Annotated in this window: 23 protein-coding genes; all 23 read left to right on the forward strand. The window is 50.4% G+C overall.

Features of this window, described 5'->3' with window-relative positions; all coding sequences use genetic code 11:
• The first annotated feature begins 28 nt into the window (after positions 1-28).
• The 23 genes from ABLV76_RS12240 to ABLV76_RS12350 all read left to right on the forward strand — a co-directional run bounded on the left by ABLV76_RS12240 (position 29) and on the right by ABLV76_RS12350 (position 15,292).
• Positions 29-619 carry an MT-A70 family methyltransferase gene (locus ABLV76_RS12240; RefSeq protein ID WP_110243670.1) on the forward strand — a complete coding sequence of 197 codons (591 nt, stop codon included), beginning with the start codon at positions 29-31 and terminating at the stop codon, positions 617-619.
• A 164-nt stretch (positions 620-783) separates the two neighbouring features.
• Positions 784-1,266, forward strand: a complete 483-nt coding sequence (locus ABLV76_RS12245; RefSeq protein ID WP_142669385.1) for a hypothetical protein — start codon at positions 784-786, stop codon at positions 1,264-1,266.
• The gene (locus ABLV76_RS12250; RefSeq protein WP_110243668.1) at positions 1,253-1,651 is read left to right on the forward strand and encodes a hypothetical protein; all 399 of its coding nucleotides are present in this window, start codon (positions 1,253-1,255) and stop codon (positions 1,649-1,651) included. Before ABLV76_RS12245 ends, ABLV76_RS12250 begins: the two co-directional genes overlap by 14 nt.
• A gap of 564 nt (positions 1,652-2,215) precedes the next feature.
• Positions 2,216-2,407, forward strand: a complete 192-nt coding sequence (locus ABLV76_RS12255) for a hypothetical protein (protein ID WP_029499143.1) — start codon at positions 2,216-2,218, stop codon at positions 2,405-2,407.
• A 69-nt stretch (positions 2,408-2,476) separates the two neighbouring features.
• Positions 2,477-3,070, forward strand: coding sequence for a DUF1367 family protein (locus ABLV76_RS12260; protein WP_348878334.1), 594 nt, complete (start codon positions 2,477-2,479; stop codon positions 3,068-3,070).
• A gap of 10 nt (positions 3,071-3,080) precedes the next feature.
• Positions 3,081-3,383 (forward strand): Ref family recombination enhancement nuclease, encoded by a 303-nt coding sequence (locus ABLV76_RS12265; protein WP_110243719.1) that lies wholly within the window; start codon positions 3,081-3,083, stop codon positions 3,381-3,383.
• A complete protein-coding gene (locus ABLV76_RS12270; RefSeq protein ID WP_023316634.1) occupies positions 3,371-3,727 on the forward strand; it encodes a helix-turn-helix domain-containing protein in 357 nt (118 codons plus the stop codon). Before ABLV76_RS12265 ends, ABLV76_RS12270 begins: the two co-directional genes overlap by 13 nt.
• Positions 3,724-4,008, forward strand: a complete 285-nt coding sequence (locus tag ABLV76_RS12275; protein ID WP_110210666.1) for a hypothetical protein — start codon at positions 3,724-3,726, stop codon at positions 4,006-4,008. The genes ABLV76_RS12270 and ABLV76_RS12275 overlap by 4 nt, the downstream gene beginning before the upstream one ends.
• A gap of 68 nt (positions 4,009-4,076) precedes the next feature.
• Positions 4,077-4,310, forward strand: coding sequence for a hypothetical protein (locus ABLV76_RS12280; RefSeq protein ID WP_004199520.1), 234 nt, complete (start codon positions 4,077-4,079; stop codon positions 4,308-4,310).
• Positions 4,294-4,554, forward strand: a complete 261-nt coding sequence (locus ABLV76_RS12285; RefSeq protein ID WP_004199477.1) for a hypothetical protein — start codon at positions 4,294-4,296, stop codon at positions 4,552-4,554. The genes ABLV76_RS12280 and ABLV76_RS12285 overlap by 17 nt, the downstream gene beginning before the upstream one ends.
• A 6-nt stretch (positions 4,555-4,560) precedes the next feature.
• Positions 4,561-5,013: a DNA-packaging protein gene (locus ABLV76_RS12290; RefSeq protein WP_110243667.1), complete on the forward strand. Its 453-nt coding sequence runs from the start codon at positions 4,561-4,563 to the stop codon at positions 5,011-5,013.
• Positions 5,014-5,097: 84 nt separating this feature from the next.
• The gene (locus ABLV76_RS12295) at positions 5,098-6,492 is read left to right on the forward strand and encodes a hypothetical protein (protein WP_029499149.1); all 1,395 of its coding nucleotides are present in this window, start codon (positions 5,098-5,100) and stop codon (positions 6,490-6,492) included.
• Positions 6,492-8,156 (forward strand): portal protein, encoded by a 1,665-nt coding sequence (locus ABLV76_RS12300; protein WP_064782666.1) that lies wholly within the window; start codon positions 6,492-6,494, stop codon positions 8,154-8,156. Before ABLV76_RS12295 ends, ABLV76_RS12300 begins: the two co-directional genes overlap by 1 nt.
• Positions 8,157-8,158: 2 nt before the next feature.
• Positions 8,159-8,482: a hypothetical protein gene (locus ABLV76_RS12305; RefSeq protein ID WP_064782667.1), complete on the forward strand. Its 324-nt coding sequence runs from the start codon at positions 8,159-8,161 to the stop codon at positions 8,480-8,482.
• Positions 8,469-9,221 carry a hypothetical protein gene (locus ABLV76_RS12310; RefSeq protein ID WP_064782668.1) on the forward strand — a complete coding sequence of 251 codons (753 nt, stop codon included), beginning with the start codon at positions 8,469-8,471 and terminating at the stop codon, positions 9,219-9,221. Before ABLV76_RS12305 ends, ABLV76_RS12310 begins: the two co-directional genes overlap by 14 nt.
• Positions 9,222-9,231: 10 nt before the next feature.
• On the forward strand, positions 9,232-10,227 hold the full coding sequence (locus ABLV76_RS12315; RefSeq protein WP_004191051.1) for a major capsid protein: 996 nt from the start codon (positions 9,232-9,234) through the stop codon (positions 10,225-10,227).
• Between the two features lie 38 nt (positions 10,228-10,265).
• Positions 10,266-10,739, forward strand: coding sequence for a Bbp16 family capsid cement protein (locus ABLV76_RS12320; protein WP_004191050.1), 474 nt, complete (start codon positions 10,266-10,268; stop codon positions 10,737-10,739).
• A 61-nt stretch (positions 10,740-10,800) separates the two neighbouring features.
• Positions 10,801-11,406: a hypothetical protein gene (locus ABLV76_RS12325; protein WP_110243718.1), complete on the forward strand. Its 606-nt coding sequence runs from the start codon at positions 10,801-10,803 to the stop codon at positions 11,404-11,406.
• Positions 11,406-13,682, forward strand: coding sequence for a hypothetical protein (locus ABLV76_RS12330; protein WP_110243666.1), 2,277 nt, complete (start codon positions 11,406-11,408; stop codon positions 13,680-13,682). The genes ABLV76_RS12325 and ABLV76_RS12330 overlap by 1 nt, the downstream gene beginning before the upstream one ends.
• Complete coding sequence (locus ABLV76_RS12335) at positions 13,675-14,076, forward strand: hypothetical protein (protein ID WP_110243665.1); 402 nt, start codon at positions 13,675-13,677, stop codon at positions 14,074-14,076. Before ABLV76_RS12330 ends, ABLV76_RS12335 begins: the two co-directional genes overlap by 8 nt.
• A gap of 2 nt (positions 14,077-14,078) precedes the next feature.
• Complete coding sequence (locus tag ABLV76_RS12340) at positions 14,079-14,360, forward strand: hypothetical protein (RefSeq protein ID WP_016197572.1); 282 nt, start codon at positions 14,079-14,081, stop codon at positions 14,358-14,360.
• Positions 14,360-14,791, forward strand: coding sequence for a hypothetical protein (locus ABLV76_RS12345; RefSeq protein WP_227835555.1), 432 nt, complete (start codon positions 14,360-14,362; stop codon positions 14,789-14,791). Before ABLV76_RS12340 ends, ABLV76_RS12345 begins: the two co-directional genes overlap by 1 nt.
• 3 nt (positions 14,792-14,794) lie before the next feature.
• Complete coding sequence (locus ABLV76_RS12350) at positions 14,795-15,292, forward strand: hypothetical protein (RefSeq protein ID WP_110243664.1); 498 nt, start codon at positions 14,795-14,797, stop codon at positions 15,290-15,292.
• The last annotated feature ends 70 nt before the right edge of the window (positions 15,293-15,362 follow it).

The following is a 15,362-nucleotide window of genomic DNA, read 5'->3' on the forward strand; positions in this document are numbered from 1 at the left end:
TCTGCAAACTGATTGAGTGGTGGACGGCATGAACGAAAAATACACTTTGATTTATGCAGATCCGCCCTGGACCTACCGCGACAAAGCCAAAGATGGAGAACGTGGCGCCGGGCATAAATACCAGACAATGACTGTGCTCGATATCTGCCGTCTCCCGGTCTGGGAGCTGGCCGCTGAAAACTGCCTGCTGGCTATGTGGTGGGTTCCGACTCAGCCGCTGGAGGCGTTGCAAGTAGTCGAGGCGTGGGGATTCCGCCTGATGACCATGAAAGGCTTTACGTGGAACAAATGCTACAGCCGGCAGACCAACAAACTGGCCCTCGGAATGGGCCATATGACCCGGGCGAATAGTGAGGATTGCCTTTTCGCTGTGCAGGGGAAATTACCCGCCCGGCTGGATGCCGGAATCGTTCAGTCATTCACGGCCCCGCGTCTGGAGCATTCGCGCAAACCGGATATCATACGCGAAAAGCTGGTGCAGCTGCTGGGCGATGTGCCGCGTATTGAGTTATTCGCCCGCCAGTCGTCGCATGGTTTCGATGTGTGGGGAAATCAGTGTGAGTCGCCGGCAGTAGCGCTGCTGCCGGGTATTGTGAAATCTATCAGGGAAGTTACTTAGCTATGGAAAATACCATTCAGGATTGAATGAATCATCAGTTGCCAGTCTGGAGGCCGTCACTCTAGATTTTGGACCGTCTGTATGTTAAAAATATACTCTATCTTTATATGTGGTTGCAGTTTAACCGTTTATGTTTGTTAATATTATTAATGCTAGGTTTTGTTATGATAAAAATAGATGAGCTAAAAGAGGCTATATCTTCGTTTGACAATATTTCCGATATGAATGTTACAGATAAAGGAGTACGTTTTAAATATCAAGGTATTAATACGATTGCAAATACATATGAGGGTGATAATGTTGCATTTAATAAAATAGATGTTATGAACTCCTTTAAGTCTCCTGAATTGTTTGAAAGTAAGGTTGCGGGAGAGAAAATTGCTGAGGTAGTGAATATGACATCTATGACCCCATCGAAGACTACGTATATTCATTTGGGTGAGGAAGGTGGGGCTTTCGTTTGCAGGAATATTTTTTCAGATAAATTAAACACCTTAAAGTATGACGATGAAGTTTCGAAGGAACGGTTTTTAGCTAACTTAAGAGTTGTAATATTGGGGATGATGCTTGAAAATTATAATTGTTTTTATGATATCAAAGAAGAGGCTTCTAAATTAATTGAGGGGCTGAGTGATGAAAGCAAATGATGCCCCACGTATAATTATCCAGTTGATTTTAAGTGCGTTTGTATTTTTTGCTTTCTCTTTTAAATATAAAGCCCAATTAATAGGTTTTCTTTCTGAACAGGTATATTATCAATTGTTGATAATAACAGTTATATTGACTGGGTATTTTTCACGCTGGATTGATGAGTTTCGTATTTTCTTGTGTCATCATTTTATGATGGTGTGCAATAAGCAATACAAAGTAAAGTATCTCAAGGACAATGCATCGGATCTGTTAAGACAGGCAGAAAATGCTAATATTTCAGAAGAAGCGAAAGCAATGGTTTCTGAAATGACTGGTTCTGATTTTGAATTGGAGGTTAAAATTAAATCTTTAAGTGAAGAAATAAAAAGAATAAAAGGTTGAGGGGTATTTATTATTTGAGTGTGACTGTTCTGGGTTATTAAGTAAATGAAGGGTGATATCACTCCCTTCATTTGTCACTTATTAAATTATCAGTATTGTAGGTGGAAAGTAATATTTTACGTTGGGATGATTCTCTATACATAGGTTCAGAAAATAATAGGGATGAGATGTGGCGTGCTGGACAAGAATTGAGCTAGTTGGTCGAATACAAAGTAATGCTAATCCGTCAAGATGATGTGCGGTTTAATGGCCATATCAAATCGTTCAGCAAGCGTCTCTGCGGGAAATGCGGCGAGCCGCTGCTGAAAACCTCCTGCCAATGTGCTGGTGATTCGCAATGTAGGTAATGCGAGGTTGGCACGAAATCAAACTGTCAGCCTAGCATTCAACCATACCAAATAAAACAGAACCTTAAGTGCTGACGGTTTTGTTTTGAATTCAATCAGATAATTTTGTGTTTTATTGTTAGTGTTTAACGATTTGTGCTCTTAAGGATTTGCGCTAGCCGTCAGTTGGTAGTATAAATACTGTAAATTTATACAGTATTTTGTTGAGGGAGAGGTAGTGGTTGATAAGAAAGACGCAGGAGACCTTCTCCCCGACGATGGCGATGTACTGATAACGTGTGAAAATGGGAAGATCAAGAAGACCAGAATAGTCCACTCTGATGAGCATGTGGCGACACTTAACGCGTTGTTTGAGTTAGCTAAATTGACTGGTTACACCATTATCAAACCAGACGGTACTATGCTATAATTACCCTGTTGGCCTGAACACCCAACACAAATGTAATTCTGAACAATTGCTGCGCTAAAGGGGAATCCAATGGCGCAGTATTCATTTATCAAATCAGCAGGCGATGTATTAATCCCTGCATCTCCAGACGCCCGCGAGTTTGTGAAGAAAATTCGCCTGGGGGCAGTTCTTTACTCTGATTTTAAGCAGGCAAGAAACCCGACATTTCACCGCAAATTTTTTGCCCTCCTGAATCTGGGATTTGATTACTGGCAACCTTCCGGCGGTGCAATATCGCCAGCCGATAAAAAACTGGTTCGTGGTTACGTGCAGCTGGTGGCCCACTATGCCGGGCATGGCGACACATTGCAGGAACTGGCGGATCAATATCTCCGTGAAGAGGCCGAAAAGCGCGCCGGGAATATCAGCGCTGTTAAATCATTCGAGGCGTTTCGCGCCTGGGTAACCATCGAAGCTGGTTTTTATAACGAATATCAGATGCCTGATGGCACCATCCGCAAAGAGCCAAAGTCCATATCGTTCGCCAAAATGGACGACCTTGAATTCTCCCAGCTTTATAAGTCAGTCCTCGACGTTCTCTGGAACTTCATTCTGTTCCGCACCTTCCCGACGCAGCAGGCCGCAGAAAATGCAGCCTCTCAGCTTTTCAGTTATGCGGCTTGAGGTCACCACCATGACTAAAGACGATAAAGACTGGCTGTCAGACGCTGCGAATCTTGGGTGTATAGTCTGTCGAAATCTAGGCTTTGGGCCAACGCCTGCCGAAATTCATCATATCCGAACAGGTCAGGGCGCCGGCCAGCGCGCAAATCACAAAAGAACCTTGCCTCTTTGCCCTGCGCACCACCGCACTGGCGGTTTCGGCGTGGCAATTCATGCCGGACAAAAGACATGGGAGGGCAAATACGGTACCGAACTGGAGTTGCTCGATCAGGTGACGACTGAAGTGAAGGTATTGCGCCTATGTCGGGTTTAACCAGAAAAAAAATTGCGGTGCTTGAGCTTATTCGCACCTGTTCGGAAGGGGTAACTTCTGCCGAAGTGATGTATTCGCTCGGTATGTCACGCAGCACTGTATTTTTTATTTTGGACAGTCTGCTTAAAGACAATCTTATATTCCGCGCCCACAACGAAACAGGACGAAATTCACGTCGCATTTATTTCCCAACGGCAGAGCTGGCGGAGAAGTTTTCCGGAAACAAAATCCCTATGAGCAAACGTGAAAGCTTTTTCGACTCCTGCCGGCGCCACAGCAAAAACTACATGATCACTCTGCTGCTGCGGAGTGCACGACAACCACCGAAAGAGGAAAACCAATGAGTGAAGCTAAACCGCAGGACGGCAGCACAGTAAAGGGCTACCGCACATTAACCGCTGGCGACATTGAGCGGATGAACCGCCTCAAAGGTGTCAGCCGGCATTTTTGCAGTCTGCTCGATACTGAGCAAGAGGTTGCAACGGCTGAAGTTGTCGAGCGTGGTAGTCAGGCCGAAACCGAGAGAGCAGAGGCTTTGCGCTGCATGGCTATCGCCCGCACCAAAATGCAGGAAGCCTGTATGTGGGCATGCCGTGCAGTCGCCCGCCCTGATGCAGACTGCTAACAAATCCGGAGATCAAGAGGCCATTTCAGTTGGTGGCCTCACTGCAAGCAGCATGAACGGAGAAACCAATGATCACCCTTAATGACGAAGAAGCCGAAAAACTCTTGGAGCTGATGAAAGCCCGCTTTCTTAAAGCGCACCTGAATACAGCCATGTATGGCGCAGCTGCTTACGCGAACGGCAATTCTGACCGTGTGATTTTACGCGCAGTAAAAAACGGTGACGCCCCAGAACTGAAAATCCTGATGACCGCTATGGGCCTCATCCCTGAAGAGGAAGACAACAGTGAAAAAACTGCATGAGTTAGACACCAGTATTCAGGTGGAGATCGTCAAAAGTGCTGGCGCCGTTCTGGCTAAAAATTTTGGCTGGCCCGGCGGTTCGGACGGAACGCAGGCAGCTAAAGACATCGTCACATCTGTCGTGGATGCATTCCTGTCGCTTTACCCGGAAGAAAAACCACACGATGAAAAAATTGAAGAGCCAAAAAGCGATACCGAAGAAATTCAGCAGAAACGGAAATACACCCGTCGTAACACGGAGTAATGAGATATGGCAGCGCCAAAGGGCAATAAATTCTGGCTGGCACGCAGCAAGCACGGGAGAAACCCAAAGTTCTCTGATCCTGAAAAGCTGTGGGATGCCTGCTGTGAATATTTCGACTGGGTGGAAAAACACCCTCTGTGGGAAACCAAAGCATTTAGTTTTCAGGGGACAATCACTAAAGCCAGACTCCCAAAAATGCGTGCTATGACGCTTAGCGGCTTGTTTCTGTTCCTCGATATAGACCGGAAGACGTGGGAAGCATACGCGAAGAATAAAGATTTACTCCCGATCACTACGCGAGTGGAAAGCCTCATCTATGAGCAGAAATTTTCTGGCGCTGCCGCTGATCTGCTTAACGCCAACATCATTGCTCGCGAGCTTGGGCTGGTGGAGAAAAAATCTGTTGAGGGTGATCTGGAAATGACCGTCAAGGTAAAGCACTTCAACGAAAAAGAATAGCCAGGCGTTTAAATTGCCTGGCTAATCGATTGAATGAGAAAAATCCCGGCATTTTATCCAGTAGAGTGAATAGGAAGTGAATAAATGGCAGAAATTATTCTCCCGGCGAACAACTGGACTCCACGCCCACATCAGCGAAGGGCATGGGCTGAAATTCAGGGTGGAAAAAAAAGAGCGGCGCTTTGCTGGCCTCGCCGTTACGGGAAAGATGATTTCAGCCTGCACATGACAGCATGTAAGGCATTCGAGCGTGTCGGGAACTATGCCCACTGCCTGCCGCAGGCGAACCAGGTAAGAAAGGCTATCTGGAAGGCGGTTAATCCGAGGACGGGGCGTCTGCGTATCGATGAGGCTTTTCCTCATGAGTTGAGAAGAAAAACGCTCGATAACGAGATGATGATCGAGTTCATCAACGGTTCCACGTGGCAGGCAGTCGGCAGCGACAACTATGGCGCGCTCATTGGTTCCGGTCATGTCGGGATTGTTTTCTCTGAATGGGCACTAAGTAACCCCTCTGCGTGGGCATTTTTGCGTCCGATACTGGCTGATAACGGCGGCTGGGCTTTTTTTGTCTCCACACCACGCGGGAAAAACCACTTCTACAAAATGTTCCAGGGTGGGTTAAAGGATCCTGACAACTGGTTTTGTGATCATTTAAGCGCCGATATTACGCTGCACATCCCACCGGAAACACTCGCTCAGGAGTTGCGCGAGATGCAGGCAGAGCGCGGGGAGGATGAGGGGCAAGCTCTGTTCAATCAGGAATACATGTGCGACTGGAACGCTGCAATACCCGGTGCCTATTACTCATCGATTTTGGTTGGTCTGGAGAAGGCAGGGCAAATAGGGAATGTGCCGTGGGATCCCCAGTATGAGGTTTACACGTCATGGGACCTGGGCATTGGCGACGCAACGGCTATCTGGTTTTATCAGTTTATCGGAAAAGAGGTACGCGTCATTGATTATTACGAATCGTCCGGCGTTGGCCTGGAGCACTACGTAAAAATATTGCGCGAGAAACCGTATACCTATGCTGAGCGTCATTTCTTCCCGCACGATGTACGCGCCAGAGAACTGAGCACCGGAGCATCACGCGAAGAGACGCTGGGCAAGCTGGGGATACGCTGTAAGGTACTGCCGGCCACATCGGTTGATGATGGTATCAGCGAGGTGCGCATGATGCTGCGTTCCTGCTGGTTCGATAAGGCCAAATGCGAAAAAGGCCTGGAGGCTCTGGGACAGTATCAAAAAGAGTGGGACGACACTCGAAAAATGTATAAGCCAACCCCTCTGCATAACTGGACGTCTCACGGTGCAGACTCATTCCGCTATGGTGCAGTAGGCAGTAAGTCTTTGCGTAGCGGCAACCGCCACACAACCCAGCAATTTGCCCAGTCCAATTACGATCCTTATAACCCTCCTGGACAAAGCCAGCAGTTTTACGCTGATTCCGACTGGGATCTGTACGGGGATAACTGATGTCAGACCAAAACACACAAGAAAATGAATCAGAGCGTATCGGCCGGATACTGCGCGAGCAAAAGAGCATGGAAACGGATCGCTCCGTATTCGAACAGCACTGGCAGGAAATAGCAGAGCGCATTCTACCGCGCAGTGCTGAGTTCAAGGGGACCAGGCAGAAGGGCGGTAAACGTACCGAGAAAGCGATAGATGCTACTGGCGCGCTGGCGCTGCAAAAATTCGGAGCGGCCATCGAATCAGTTATCACCCCGAGAACACAGAAATGGCACACTCTCAGCAATGAGCGATTCGCTAATGATGAAGAGGTGCAGCGTTATTTCCAGGAGGTTCGCGATATTCTCTTTCGCCTCCGTTATGCGCCGTGGGCTAATTTCGCCTCGCAATCTCATGAGCATTATATTTCCTCGGGTGCATTTGGGACCGGCTGCACGTTCGTTGATAACGTGATCGGAAAGGGCCCGCGTTATTGCACTTATCACCTGCGAGAAATTTATTTCACTGAGAATTTCCAGGGGATGATCGATGTTGTTCACCGTAAATATTGCATGACTGCCCGTCAGGCTATTCAGCAATTTGGTGAAGATAATCTCCCTCAACAGGTAAGAACGACCGCGAAGAACGATCCGTCAAAGCAATTTAACTTCCTGCACCGCGTCGAACCTAATGATAAACGTGACATGTCACGGCAGGACAAAGAGGGCATGCCCTTCCGGTCTGTGCATATTTGCATGGAGGGTAGCAAGATTGTGCAGGAGGGCGGTTACTGGTCGCAACCCTACGCAATCAGTCGATATTACACCGCACCTGGTGAGGTATATGGACGCTCACCTGCAATGGTTGTTCTACCGGATATTAAGCTGCTGAACGAAATCAACCGCGCCATTATCGAGGGTGCGCAAATGGCCGTGCGCCCGCCGATGCTGTTACCGGAAGACGGCATTCTGCAACCGTTCAAAATGATGCCTGGCGCGCTGAACTTCGGCGGAATGAACCGGGACGGTAAACCACTTGCCTTACCTCTGAATACTGCGACTGATTTTAGCGTGGCTATGACGCTGGCAGAGCAGAAACGACAGACAATCAACGACGGTTTTTTTATCACGCTCTTCCAGATCCTCGTTGATAACCCGCAAATGACTGCAACAGAAGCGATGCTGCGTGCGCAGGAAAAAGGTCAGCTGCTGGCGCCGACCGCAGGGCGTATTCAGGCCGAGTTCCTGGGGACTCTGATCCTGCGGGAAATTGACATTGCTTATCAGAACGGACTGCTGCCCGAACCGCCCGAACAACTGAAGGAAATTGGTGGCGAATACGATATCGAATACACCAGCCCGCTGGTGCGCCTGCAGATGAGTGAAGAAGCGAGCGGGATTATGAACGTCATTAATGCTGCCGGCACTATCGGACAGTTTGATCAGAATATTGCCCGCACCCTGAATGGCGATGCCGCATTGCGCTTTATTGCTAAAGCCAGTGGCGCACCGCTTCAGGTGGTTAAAACCGAAGACGAAATGGCTGCGCAGGATGCTGCAGATCAGCAACAACTGCAGCTTCAGCAGCTTCTTGCTGCAGCACCGGTGGCTGCAACCGCAGCTAAAGATTTCGCCCAGGCCAATCAGATTGCGCAGACACCTGCGCCGTCGCCAGCGTTACAGGGATAATGATGAACCGTATAAAAAGTCTGTGGCTCACGCTGAACCGTGCGCGGGCTTTCCAGTCAGTCTTCGGCACCCCGGGGAACATGACGCCGGAACAGAAAGTTGTCATCCGACTATTGGCAAAACTCTGTCACGTCAATTCTTCCAGTGTCGCTATTTCCCCAACGACCCAGCAAACCGACCCATATGCCGTATTTGTTTCGGAGGGCCGCAGGGAAGTTTTCCTGCACATAAACCACTATCTCGGCCTTTCGCAGGCGGATATCTCCGCCATTATCGCCGAAGAGATGAACGAACTTAACGAGGACGACAACAATGAATCTGTTTGAACGCTTAATCCTGCGCCGTCTGATGAATGCAACCGTTGAAGGCGGGGAAGGTGGTGGCGCTGCCGCAGGTGTTGATTCTGCCGCCCAGCAGCAGAATAGCGATGCGGCCCAGCAACAAAACCTTTTAAATCCAGGCGCTCAGCAACAGCAGGGGGGAGAGGGACAGCAGCAACAGCAGCAGGCCGCCCAACAGCAGTCGCAGATCACCGCGCCGTTCCTCGAAAAACTTCCAGAAGATAGCGACGAAAAAGGCTGGCAGGAACTTTACGAGAAGTTGGGGCGCCCGGAAAAAGTTGAAGACTACGGTATTAAGCCACCGGAAGGCAGCGATGGGACATTTTTAAATACGGCCTTGAGCTGGATGCATGAAAGCGGGCTCAATAAAAAGCAGGCTGAAACCGTAATTAATAAATTCAACGAATATGCAGCCGAACAACAAAAAAGTGCCCAGGAAAATATTGCTAATCAAAATGCTGCTAACCGGGAAAAGGTTATCAAGTCCTGGGGAAGTGAAGTTGAGGCAAATACAGCGATCCTCCAGAACGCCGTGCAGCGATTTTTCCCCGATGCTGTGATTGAAAAATTCAACACTGCGGGATTACTCAATGACCCAGACCTTGTGAATGCAGTCCTGGCGATCGGTAAAGCGCTAGGTGAAGACAAAACAGTTACAGCCGCAGCGACGGGTAATGCAGCAGAAAAAGACATTGCTCACCGCATGTGGCCGAACATGCAATAAGGAGTTTTAAATGCCAACACTTACCGGCTTACCGACTCTCTGGGACGCAGCGAAATTGCTTGATCCTGATGGCACTTCTGCGAATGTCGCGGAGGTTCTGGATCAGGACAACGAAATGCTCTGGGATTGCCCGTTTTATGAAGGCAACCTGCCGACCGGAACGCGCATCACAACCCGTACTGGTTTACCTGCTGTGTACTGGCGCAAGCTGAACAAAGGTATTCCGGAAAGCAAGGCAACTACCGCGCAGGTAGATGAGACTACCGGTCTTCTTGAAGCCCGCTCTCAGGTTGATGTTCGGGTTGCTGCGCTGAATGGCAATACCGCAGGTTTTCGCTTCAACCAGTCCAAACCGTTCATGGAAGCGATGAACCAGAAGGCTCAATTCCAGATGCTTAACGGTACGCTTGTTGGGCAACCGGAGGCATTCCTGGGTATTGCTCCACGTTTCAGCGATTTGTCTGCGCCTAATGCCGACAACATCATCGACGCTGGCGGCACTGGTGCGAATCTCACCTCGATTTATCTCATCGGATGGGCGCCTGACAAGGTCTACGGAATTTTCCCGAAAGGTTCAAAAGCCGGTCTGACTCATCGTGATTTGGGCGAGGGCGACGCCTTTGATGATGATGGCAACCGCTTCCGGGCGCTGATGGACCTCTATACCTGGGATCTCGGTATTGCGCTGCACGACTGGCGCTACGTCGTCCGCATCGCCAACATTGATGTTACCGCTCTGCGTACTAACGCTAATGCGGGTGCAAACCTCATCAAACTGATGGCTATCGCGGAAGAGCGTATCCAGTCACTGGTTGGTGTAAGCCCGGCTTATTACATGAACCGCACACTGCGCGCGATGCTGCGTCTGCAGCTGGTTGATGCCGTGAAAAACTCAACCCTGACAATGGAAATGGCTGGCGGACGTCGTGTGATGTTCTTTGGCGAAGTTCCGGTGCGCCGGGTTGACCAGTTAAAAATCGGGGAAGCTCAGGTCGTCGCCTCTTAACGGGGCGATTTTCCGGTTTACTTTTTCAGGAGATAACCATGTTTGTTGATGCCCAGCTTGAATTTTCTGACTCTCAGGCGATCACCGCCTCAGCGGCCAGCACGAACATCATCGATTTTAACCCAGCATTCGATTACAACACTGTGATCGATGCTGGCGCTGGCGAGCCGACTTTTCTGGTTGTGACTCCGTCGGTGACATTCGCTGCCGCAGGGGCGGCCACGCTTGCGATTGAGTTACGCGCTTATGCCAACGAGGACAAAAGCGATACACCAACCGTTATTTTTTCTACTCCAGCGAAAGCGCTGGGCAGTCTCGTCGCAGGCAAACCGGTTGTCGTGGTGGCGCTGCCTTCGGCCAATTATAAACGCTTTTTAAGTCTGCAATATACGGTCGCTACAGGCCCGTTCACCGCCGGCGCATTAGATGCCTTCATAACGAAAGATGCGCAGACGTGGCGCTCTTACGCTAATAACGTTGAGTTCGCCGCGCTTAATCTCAGCATTGCTTAATTTGGGTGGAGTGAGTGCGTTTTCAGGGGCTGCGGCCCCTGCTTTTTTATGAGGTATTATGATGACCGGTCAGACAGATATCATGAATCTGGCGCTTGTTTCCTTCCTGGGATCCGACCATCTCATGGATCGTGATGAGCAGGATAAAAACACGCGCGTTATGAACCTGATTTACAACCCCCTCCTCGAAAAACTACAGCGCGAATATGCCTGGAATTTTTGCGCCCGCAGCACCCAGCTTACCCCGTTAAACAAAACGCCTGTCATCGACTATCAATACGCTTACCAGCTGCCCGTTGATTTAATGGTACTGGTATCGGTGGGGGACAGATATTACGGGCGTGATTTCTCTGAATACGATCCCCGCCTGGTCACGGCTGAATATCGCATCGAGGGGCGGGAATTGCTGACGGATCTACAGCCACCGCTTAGCGTGCGCTATCGGGCCAGAGTAACCGATGCATCACAATTCGACTCCACCTTTGTTGATGCGCTGGCTTGTATGCTGGCGGTTCGCTCCTGTAAAGCAGTGACCGGCAAGGATACGCTGGTTGAATCGCTGTTGCAGCAGTTCCAGATGATCATCGCAGGAGCCATTCGCGTAAACGCTATAGAAAAGCCCAGCGAGAAATTCCCACCTTCAACCTGGATGGAGGCTCGTTTGTAATGGCAAAAATCCGTCCTATAAAGCGTAGCTTTAATGCTGGAATACTTTCGCCTGTGATGTATGGGCAAGTAGATTTTGATAAGTGGGCCAGCGCCGTCAAGTACATGAAAAACTTCATACCGCTACCGCAGGGGCCCGCGCGTCGCCGCGGCGGGACGCAATACGCCGGCTCAGTAAAAAACAGCAGCGACCGAGTCTGGTTAGCATCATTTCAGTTTAGTACGACGGAGGCTTTTATCCTGGAGTTTGGCCCTGGATACATCCGGTTCTGGTACAACCATGCGCAACTGCTGGATGGCGATAACAACATTCTTGAAATTGAAACGCCGTGGGGAGCTGATGATCTGACCCGTAACGGGAAATTTGGCCTGTCTCTGCAGCAGTCAGCAGATGTGATTTACATAACCTGCACAAATGGAAATTACCCGGTTCATAAGCTGACCCGAAACACTAATACCAACTGGAGCCTGGCAGAGGCCGGTTTTTCGGGGGGGCCATTCGCTGATATTAATTCTGACAAATCCAGCGTCGTTTACACCGACCAGTTCAGGATCTGGTCTGAGGATGGAAACGATTTGCCTGACGGCACCCCAACCACTACAAGCCTCTGCAACATCACTGCCAACACAGATATTTTTCAGACTGCGCATGTAGGGTGTCTTTTTTACATCGAAGCCAGCACTGATGCAGTGGATGATGATACCGGTCATAGCGGTTACATACCCGCCTGGGCTGCTGGCACATCAGAAACTTTCTCCGCCGGTGTTTTCTGCCGTTCAGATGGGAAATATTACGAAGACATGGACGGTACCAAGACCGGTAATACGCAGCCTACATGGACAGCTGGCGCCCACAGGGATGGAAGCGGTGGTGATGCGTCGCTCTGGCGATATTCAGGCGGTGGCTGGGGGATCATTGAGATAACAGCGGTCAATAGTTCCACATCCGCAACCGGTAAGATCGTCACTGAACTACCACCCAGCGTCAGAAACACAGTTGGGAAAACGTATAAATACGCTTTCGGTGACTGGTCTGATGTTCTCCGCTACCCCCAGTTTGCGGCATTTTTCCGGGGACGCCTGGTCTTCGCTGGCCGGCAAAAAATATGGTCCAGCGTCGCTGGTGATCTGCAGAACTTCAGCCCAATGACAAATGGCTATGAGGCAGAAAGCGACGATTCGATTAATGATCGCATTGATGATACTCAGGACACCATGCAATGGCTGGTCGCCTCCGCAGGGAAAATATTTATCGGGACTGCCGGGTATGAATTCTCCTATGGCGAGCAAAGCCTGACTTCCGTTTTTGGCGCGGGTAATACAAAGGTTGAGCTGAACAGTACGATCGGCAGCAACGAAGTGCAGGCAGAGCGCCTTTTTGATCGAGTTGCGTTTGTGCAGCGTGCTGGGCGCAAGGTGATGATTGCCGCCTATGATTCGGGCAGTGACTCGTTTTCAGCAACCAATTCCTGCATTCTGGCCCCCCATCTTTTTACGTCTGAAATAATTGCTCTGGCGTATCAGCAGGAGCCCAACCGGATCCTTTGGGTGTTGCTGGAAGAAGGCAAACTGCTGGGACTGACCTATGACGCAGAGCAAAACATCACCGGCTGGCATGAGCATGATACCGGCGGAGCGGTGGAAAGTATCAAGGTCATTCCGGATATCAGTGGCGGCCGTGATGAGCTGTGGATGGTGGTCAGGCGTACCATTAACGGTGCGACGGTACGTTATCTGGAGTATCTGCTGCCGGAGTATGACAGCGCCTTTATTGCGCAAGCGTGGGCGAGGGTGCTGGATTGTATGGCGACGTACAACGGTGCTGCGACAACCGTTATTTCCGGGCTGGGGTTTCTGGAAGGGCAGACTGTAGCAGTCGTGACCGACGGTGCCACGCACGCATCGCGAACGGTCAGCGGAGGAAGCATCACGCTGGACTGGCCATCTTCTGTTGTTCATGTCGGTATCAATAATGCGGCTGAAATTATCACCTTGCCTCTGGAAGGGGGGATTAAACGCTTTGCCAAAGCACGACTGCGTTTTATCGATACGCTAGGCGGTAAGTTCGGCGATGAGGGCGGAAGATATCTGGATAAGCTTCGCGGGCGAGACTACTCAGACAATATGGATGAGGCGCCGCCTCTGTTTAATGGCGTAGTTACCGTTCCGTGGCCTGGCGAGTTTAATGAGAATGGAAGCATCCGTATCGTGCAGGACCTGCCGCAGCCCATGACCATCGTCAGCATCGATCCAGTAGGAGAAATGGAAGATGACTGAGCCTGTAATCGTCCATCTTGAGGAGTTCCACCTTAATGAAATATTCCCGGACTCATTACCGCCGGAGGCTATTGCGTCGCTGGTATCTTTCCCATCGTTTGCGATGGAATACGGGGAAAAAACACTTGCCGCTGGTGGCGCCATTCAGTTAGCCCCGGGCCGGGTCAGACTCTGGTTACATACCGTACCAGATGCAGAACAGTTCCCTGTTCATATTTTCCGTGCTGCACTGCGGTTTACCGAAATAGCGTTATCCGAAAATTATCGAGTGGAATGCATCTGCGCCGATAACCTGTCTGCCCGCGTTGCAAAAATGCTCAGTTACCAGCAGGACGCTATTATCCGCAATTATCAGCCTGGCTGTGACGCCAGATTATTTTCAATCGTGAGGTGATCATGCTGTTTAAACGCAAATTCACACTGGAAACTGACCCGGCGTCATGGGCTGCTGGTGCCGCTGTTCTGTCGGCTGGTGCAGGAACTTATTCAGCCATCTCCAGCGCAAATAAAAAAGGAAGCGTCATAAAGCCATCGGCGCAGGTTACGCAGGATGCTTCAGTTGCTGAATCCGATGACCTGCTGCGCCGCCGGCAGCGGCAGGGGAACCAAAGCAACGTAACGGGAGCTTCGGGAACCGCTGCTAATACTTCAGGCCAGAAGACGCTGCTGGGTGGCTGATGATCGTTCCGTTTGAGCCCTGGCACCTGGTAGCCATTACGCCGCAACCACATCAGATCGGCAGTATCAGGACTGAACAGCACGCCGGGAACATTGCCAGTGTCGGCGCGTTTACCTGTCTGCACAATGGCCAGCCTGTGGCTATAGGCGGCATCGTACCCGCGGAAAAGTACGGACTGGTATTTGACTCCGGCATAGGGTACGCCTGGATGATGATTTCGGCCGGGATTACTCACCTCTGGCCGGAGATATTCAAGGCAACGCGCCGGGAATTACACCGGGCGCTGGCGAACTATCACCGCATCGAGGCCAGCACCACATTCCCGCAAGGCGAAAGAATGCTGGCGATGCTGGGTATGCGATGTGAGGGGCATCTGAAGAAATTTAACCACAGGGGAGAGGATTCTTCCCTGTGGGCGATAACGAGGTGATCTATGGATTCTGTAAACTGGCAGACGGTCGGCGACAGTTTCAAAAATAATGCAGTACCAATAGCGCAATCCTCAAGCTCTGCGTTAAATGCATTCTCATCATTAAGTAGCACGCGTCAGCAATCCAGTAACCTGAACACCAACGCGCAGCTGCTCGACCAGCAAGCAAACCAGACTATTTTAAACGCAGGCCAGCAGTCGGCGCTCATTCGCCGTCGTGGCGCCCAGTTCCAGGGAGAGCAGGATGCGCGTATTGCTGCGAGCGGTACCGGCTTTGGCGGCACTAATGCGCTGCTGCGCCGGCAGACCGCGCTTAACATCCAGGAGGATGCGAACGCGGTAGCTAACGAGGGCATTCTCCAGTCTGATGCACTGAAGAATGAGGCTGGTGCAATGCGTCAGCAGTCTAAAGCTGCTCGACCAGGCTTACTGGGCTATTTGGGAGCAGGTACATCAGTGGCGTCAACGTTTCTCGGGGCGAAGTACGGGAAGAAGACATAGCAACCTGTTTCGCCCAGTTGAGCACGCAAGCCAAAGCCAAACGAAATAAATTTGCCCAGTAAATAGCGCC

Source organism: Klebsiella sp. GB_Kp047 (assembly GCF_040065235.1).
In the GTDB taxonomy this organism is placed as follows: Bacteria; Pseudomonadota; Gammaproteobacteria; order Enterobacterales; family Enterobacteriaceae; genus Klebsiella; species Klebsiella quasipneumoniae.

Coding starts and splice junctions, on each gene's coding strand:
- ABLV76_RS12325 (WP_110243718.1), top strand. CDS start 10,801: ATGACCGGTCAGACAGATATCATGAATCTGGCGCTTGTTTCCTTCCTG.
- ABLV76_RS12240 (WP_110243670.1), top strand. CDS start 29: ATGAACGAAAAATACACTTTGATTTATGCAGATCCGCCCTGGACCTAC.
- ABLV76_RS12265 (WP_110243719.1), top strand. CDS start 3,081: ATGACTAAAGACGATAAAGACTGGCTGTCAGACGCTGCGAATCTTGGG.
- ABLV76_RS12340 (WP_016197572.1), top strand. CDS start 14,079: ATGCTGTTTAAACGCAAATTCACACTGGAAACTGACCCGGCGTCATGG.
- ABLV76_RS12260 (WP_348878334.1), top strand. CDS start 2,477: ATGGCGCAGTATTCATTTATCAAATCAGCAGGCGATGTATTAATCCCT.
- ABLV76_RS12350 (WP_110243664.1), top strand. CDS start 14,795: ATGGATTCTGTAAACTGGCAGACGGTCGGCGACAGTTTCAAAAATAAT.
- ABLV76_RS12310 (WP_064782668.1), top strand. CDS start 8,469: ATGAATCTGTTTGAACGCTTAATCCTGCGCCGTCTGATGAATGCAACC.
- ABLV76_RS12335 (WP_110243665.1), top strand. CDS start 13,675: ATGACTGAGCCTGTAATCGTCCATCTTGAGGAGTTCCACCTTAATGAA.
- ABLV76_RS12305 (WP_064782667.1), top strand. CDS start 8,159: ATGAACCGTATAAAAAGTCTGTGGCTCACGCTGAACCGTGCGCGGGCT.
- ABLV76_RS12320 (WP_004191050.1), top strand. CDS start 10,266: ATGTTTGTTGATGCCCAGCTTGAATTTTCTGACTCTCAGGCGATCACC.
- ABLV76_RS12290 (WP_110243667.1), top strand. CDS start 4,561: ATGGCAGCGCCAAAGGGCAATAAATTCTGGCTGGCACGCAGCAAGCAC.
- ABLV76_RS12275 (WP_110210666.1), top strand. CDS start 3,724: ATGAGTGAAGCTAAACCGCAGGACGGCAGCACAGTAAAGGGCTACCGC.
- ABLV76_RS12295 (WP_029499149.1), top strand. CDS start 5,098: ATGGCAGAAATTATTCTCCCGGCGAACAACTGGACTCCACGCCCACAT.
- ABLV76_RS12345 (WP_227835555.1), top strand. CDS start 14,360: ATGATCGTTCCGTTTGAGCCCTGGCACCTGGTAGCCATTACGCCGCAA.
- ABLV76_RS12300 (WP_064782666.1), top strand. CDS start 6,492: ATGTCAGACCAAAACACACAAGAAAATGAATCAGAGCGTATCGGCCGG.
- ABLV76_RS12315 (WP_004191051.1), top strand. CDS start 9,232: ATGCCAACACTTACCGGCTTACCGACTCTCTGGGACGCAGCGAAATTG.
- ABLV76_RS12245 (WP_142669385.1), top strand. CDS start 784: ATGATAAAAATAGATGAGCTAAAAGAGGCTATATCTTCGTTTGACAAT.
- ABLV76_RS12250 (WP_110243668.1), top strand. CDS start 1,253: ATGAAAGCAAATGATGCCCCACGTATAATTATCCAGTTGATTTTAAGT.
- ABLV76_RS12270 (WP_023316634.1), top strand. CDS start 3,371: ATGTCGGGTTTAACCAGAAAAAAAATTGCGGTGCTTGAGCTTATTCGC.
- ABLV76_RS12280 (WP_004199520.1), top strand. CDS start 4,077: ATGATCACCCTTAATGACGAAGAAGCCGAAAAACTCTTGGAGCTGATG.
- ABLV76_RS12330 (WP_110243666.1), top strand. CDS start 11,406: ATGGCAAAAATCCGTCCTATAAAGCGTAGCTTTAATGCTGGAATACTT.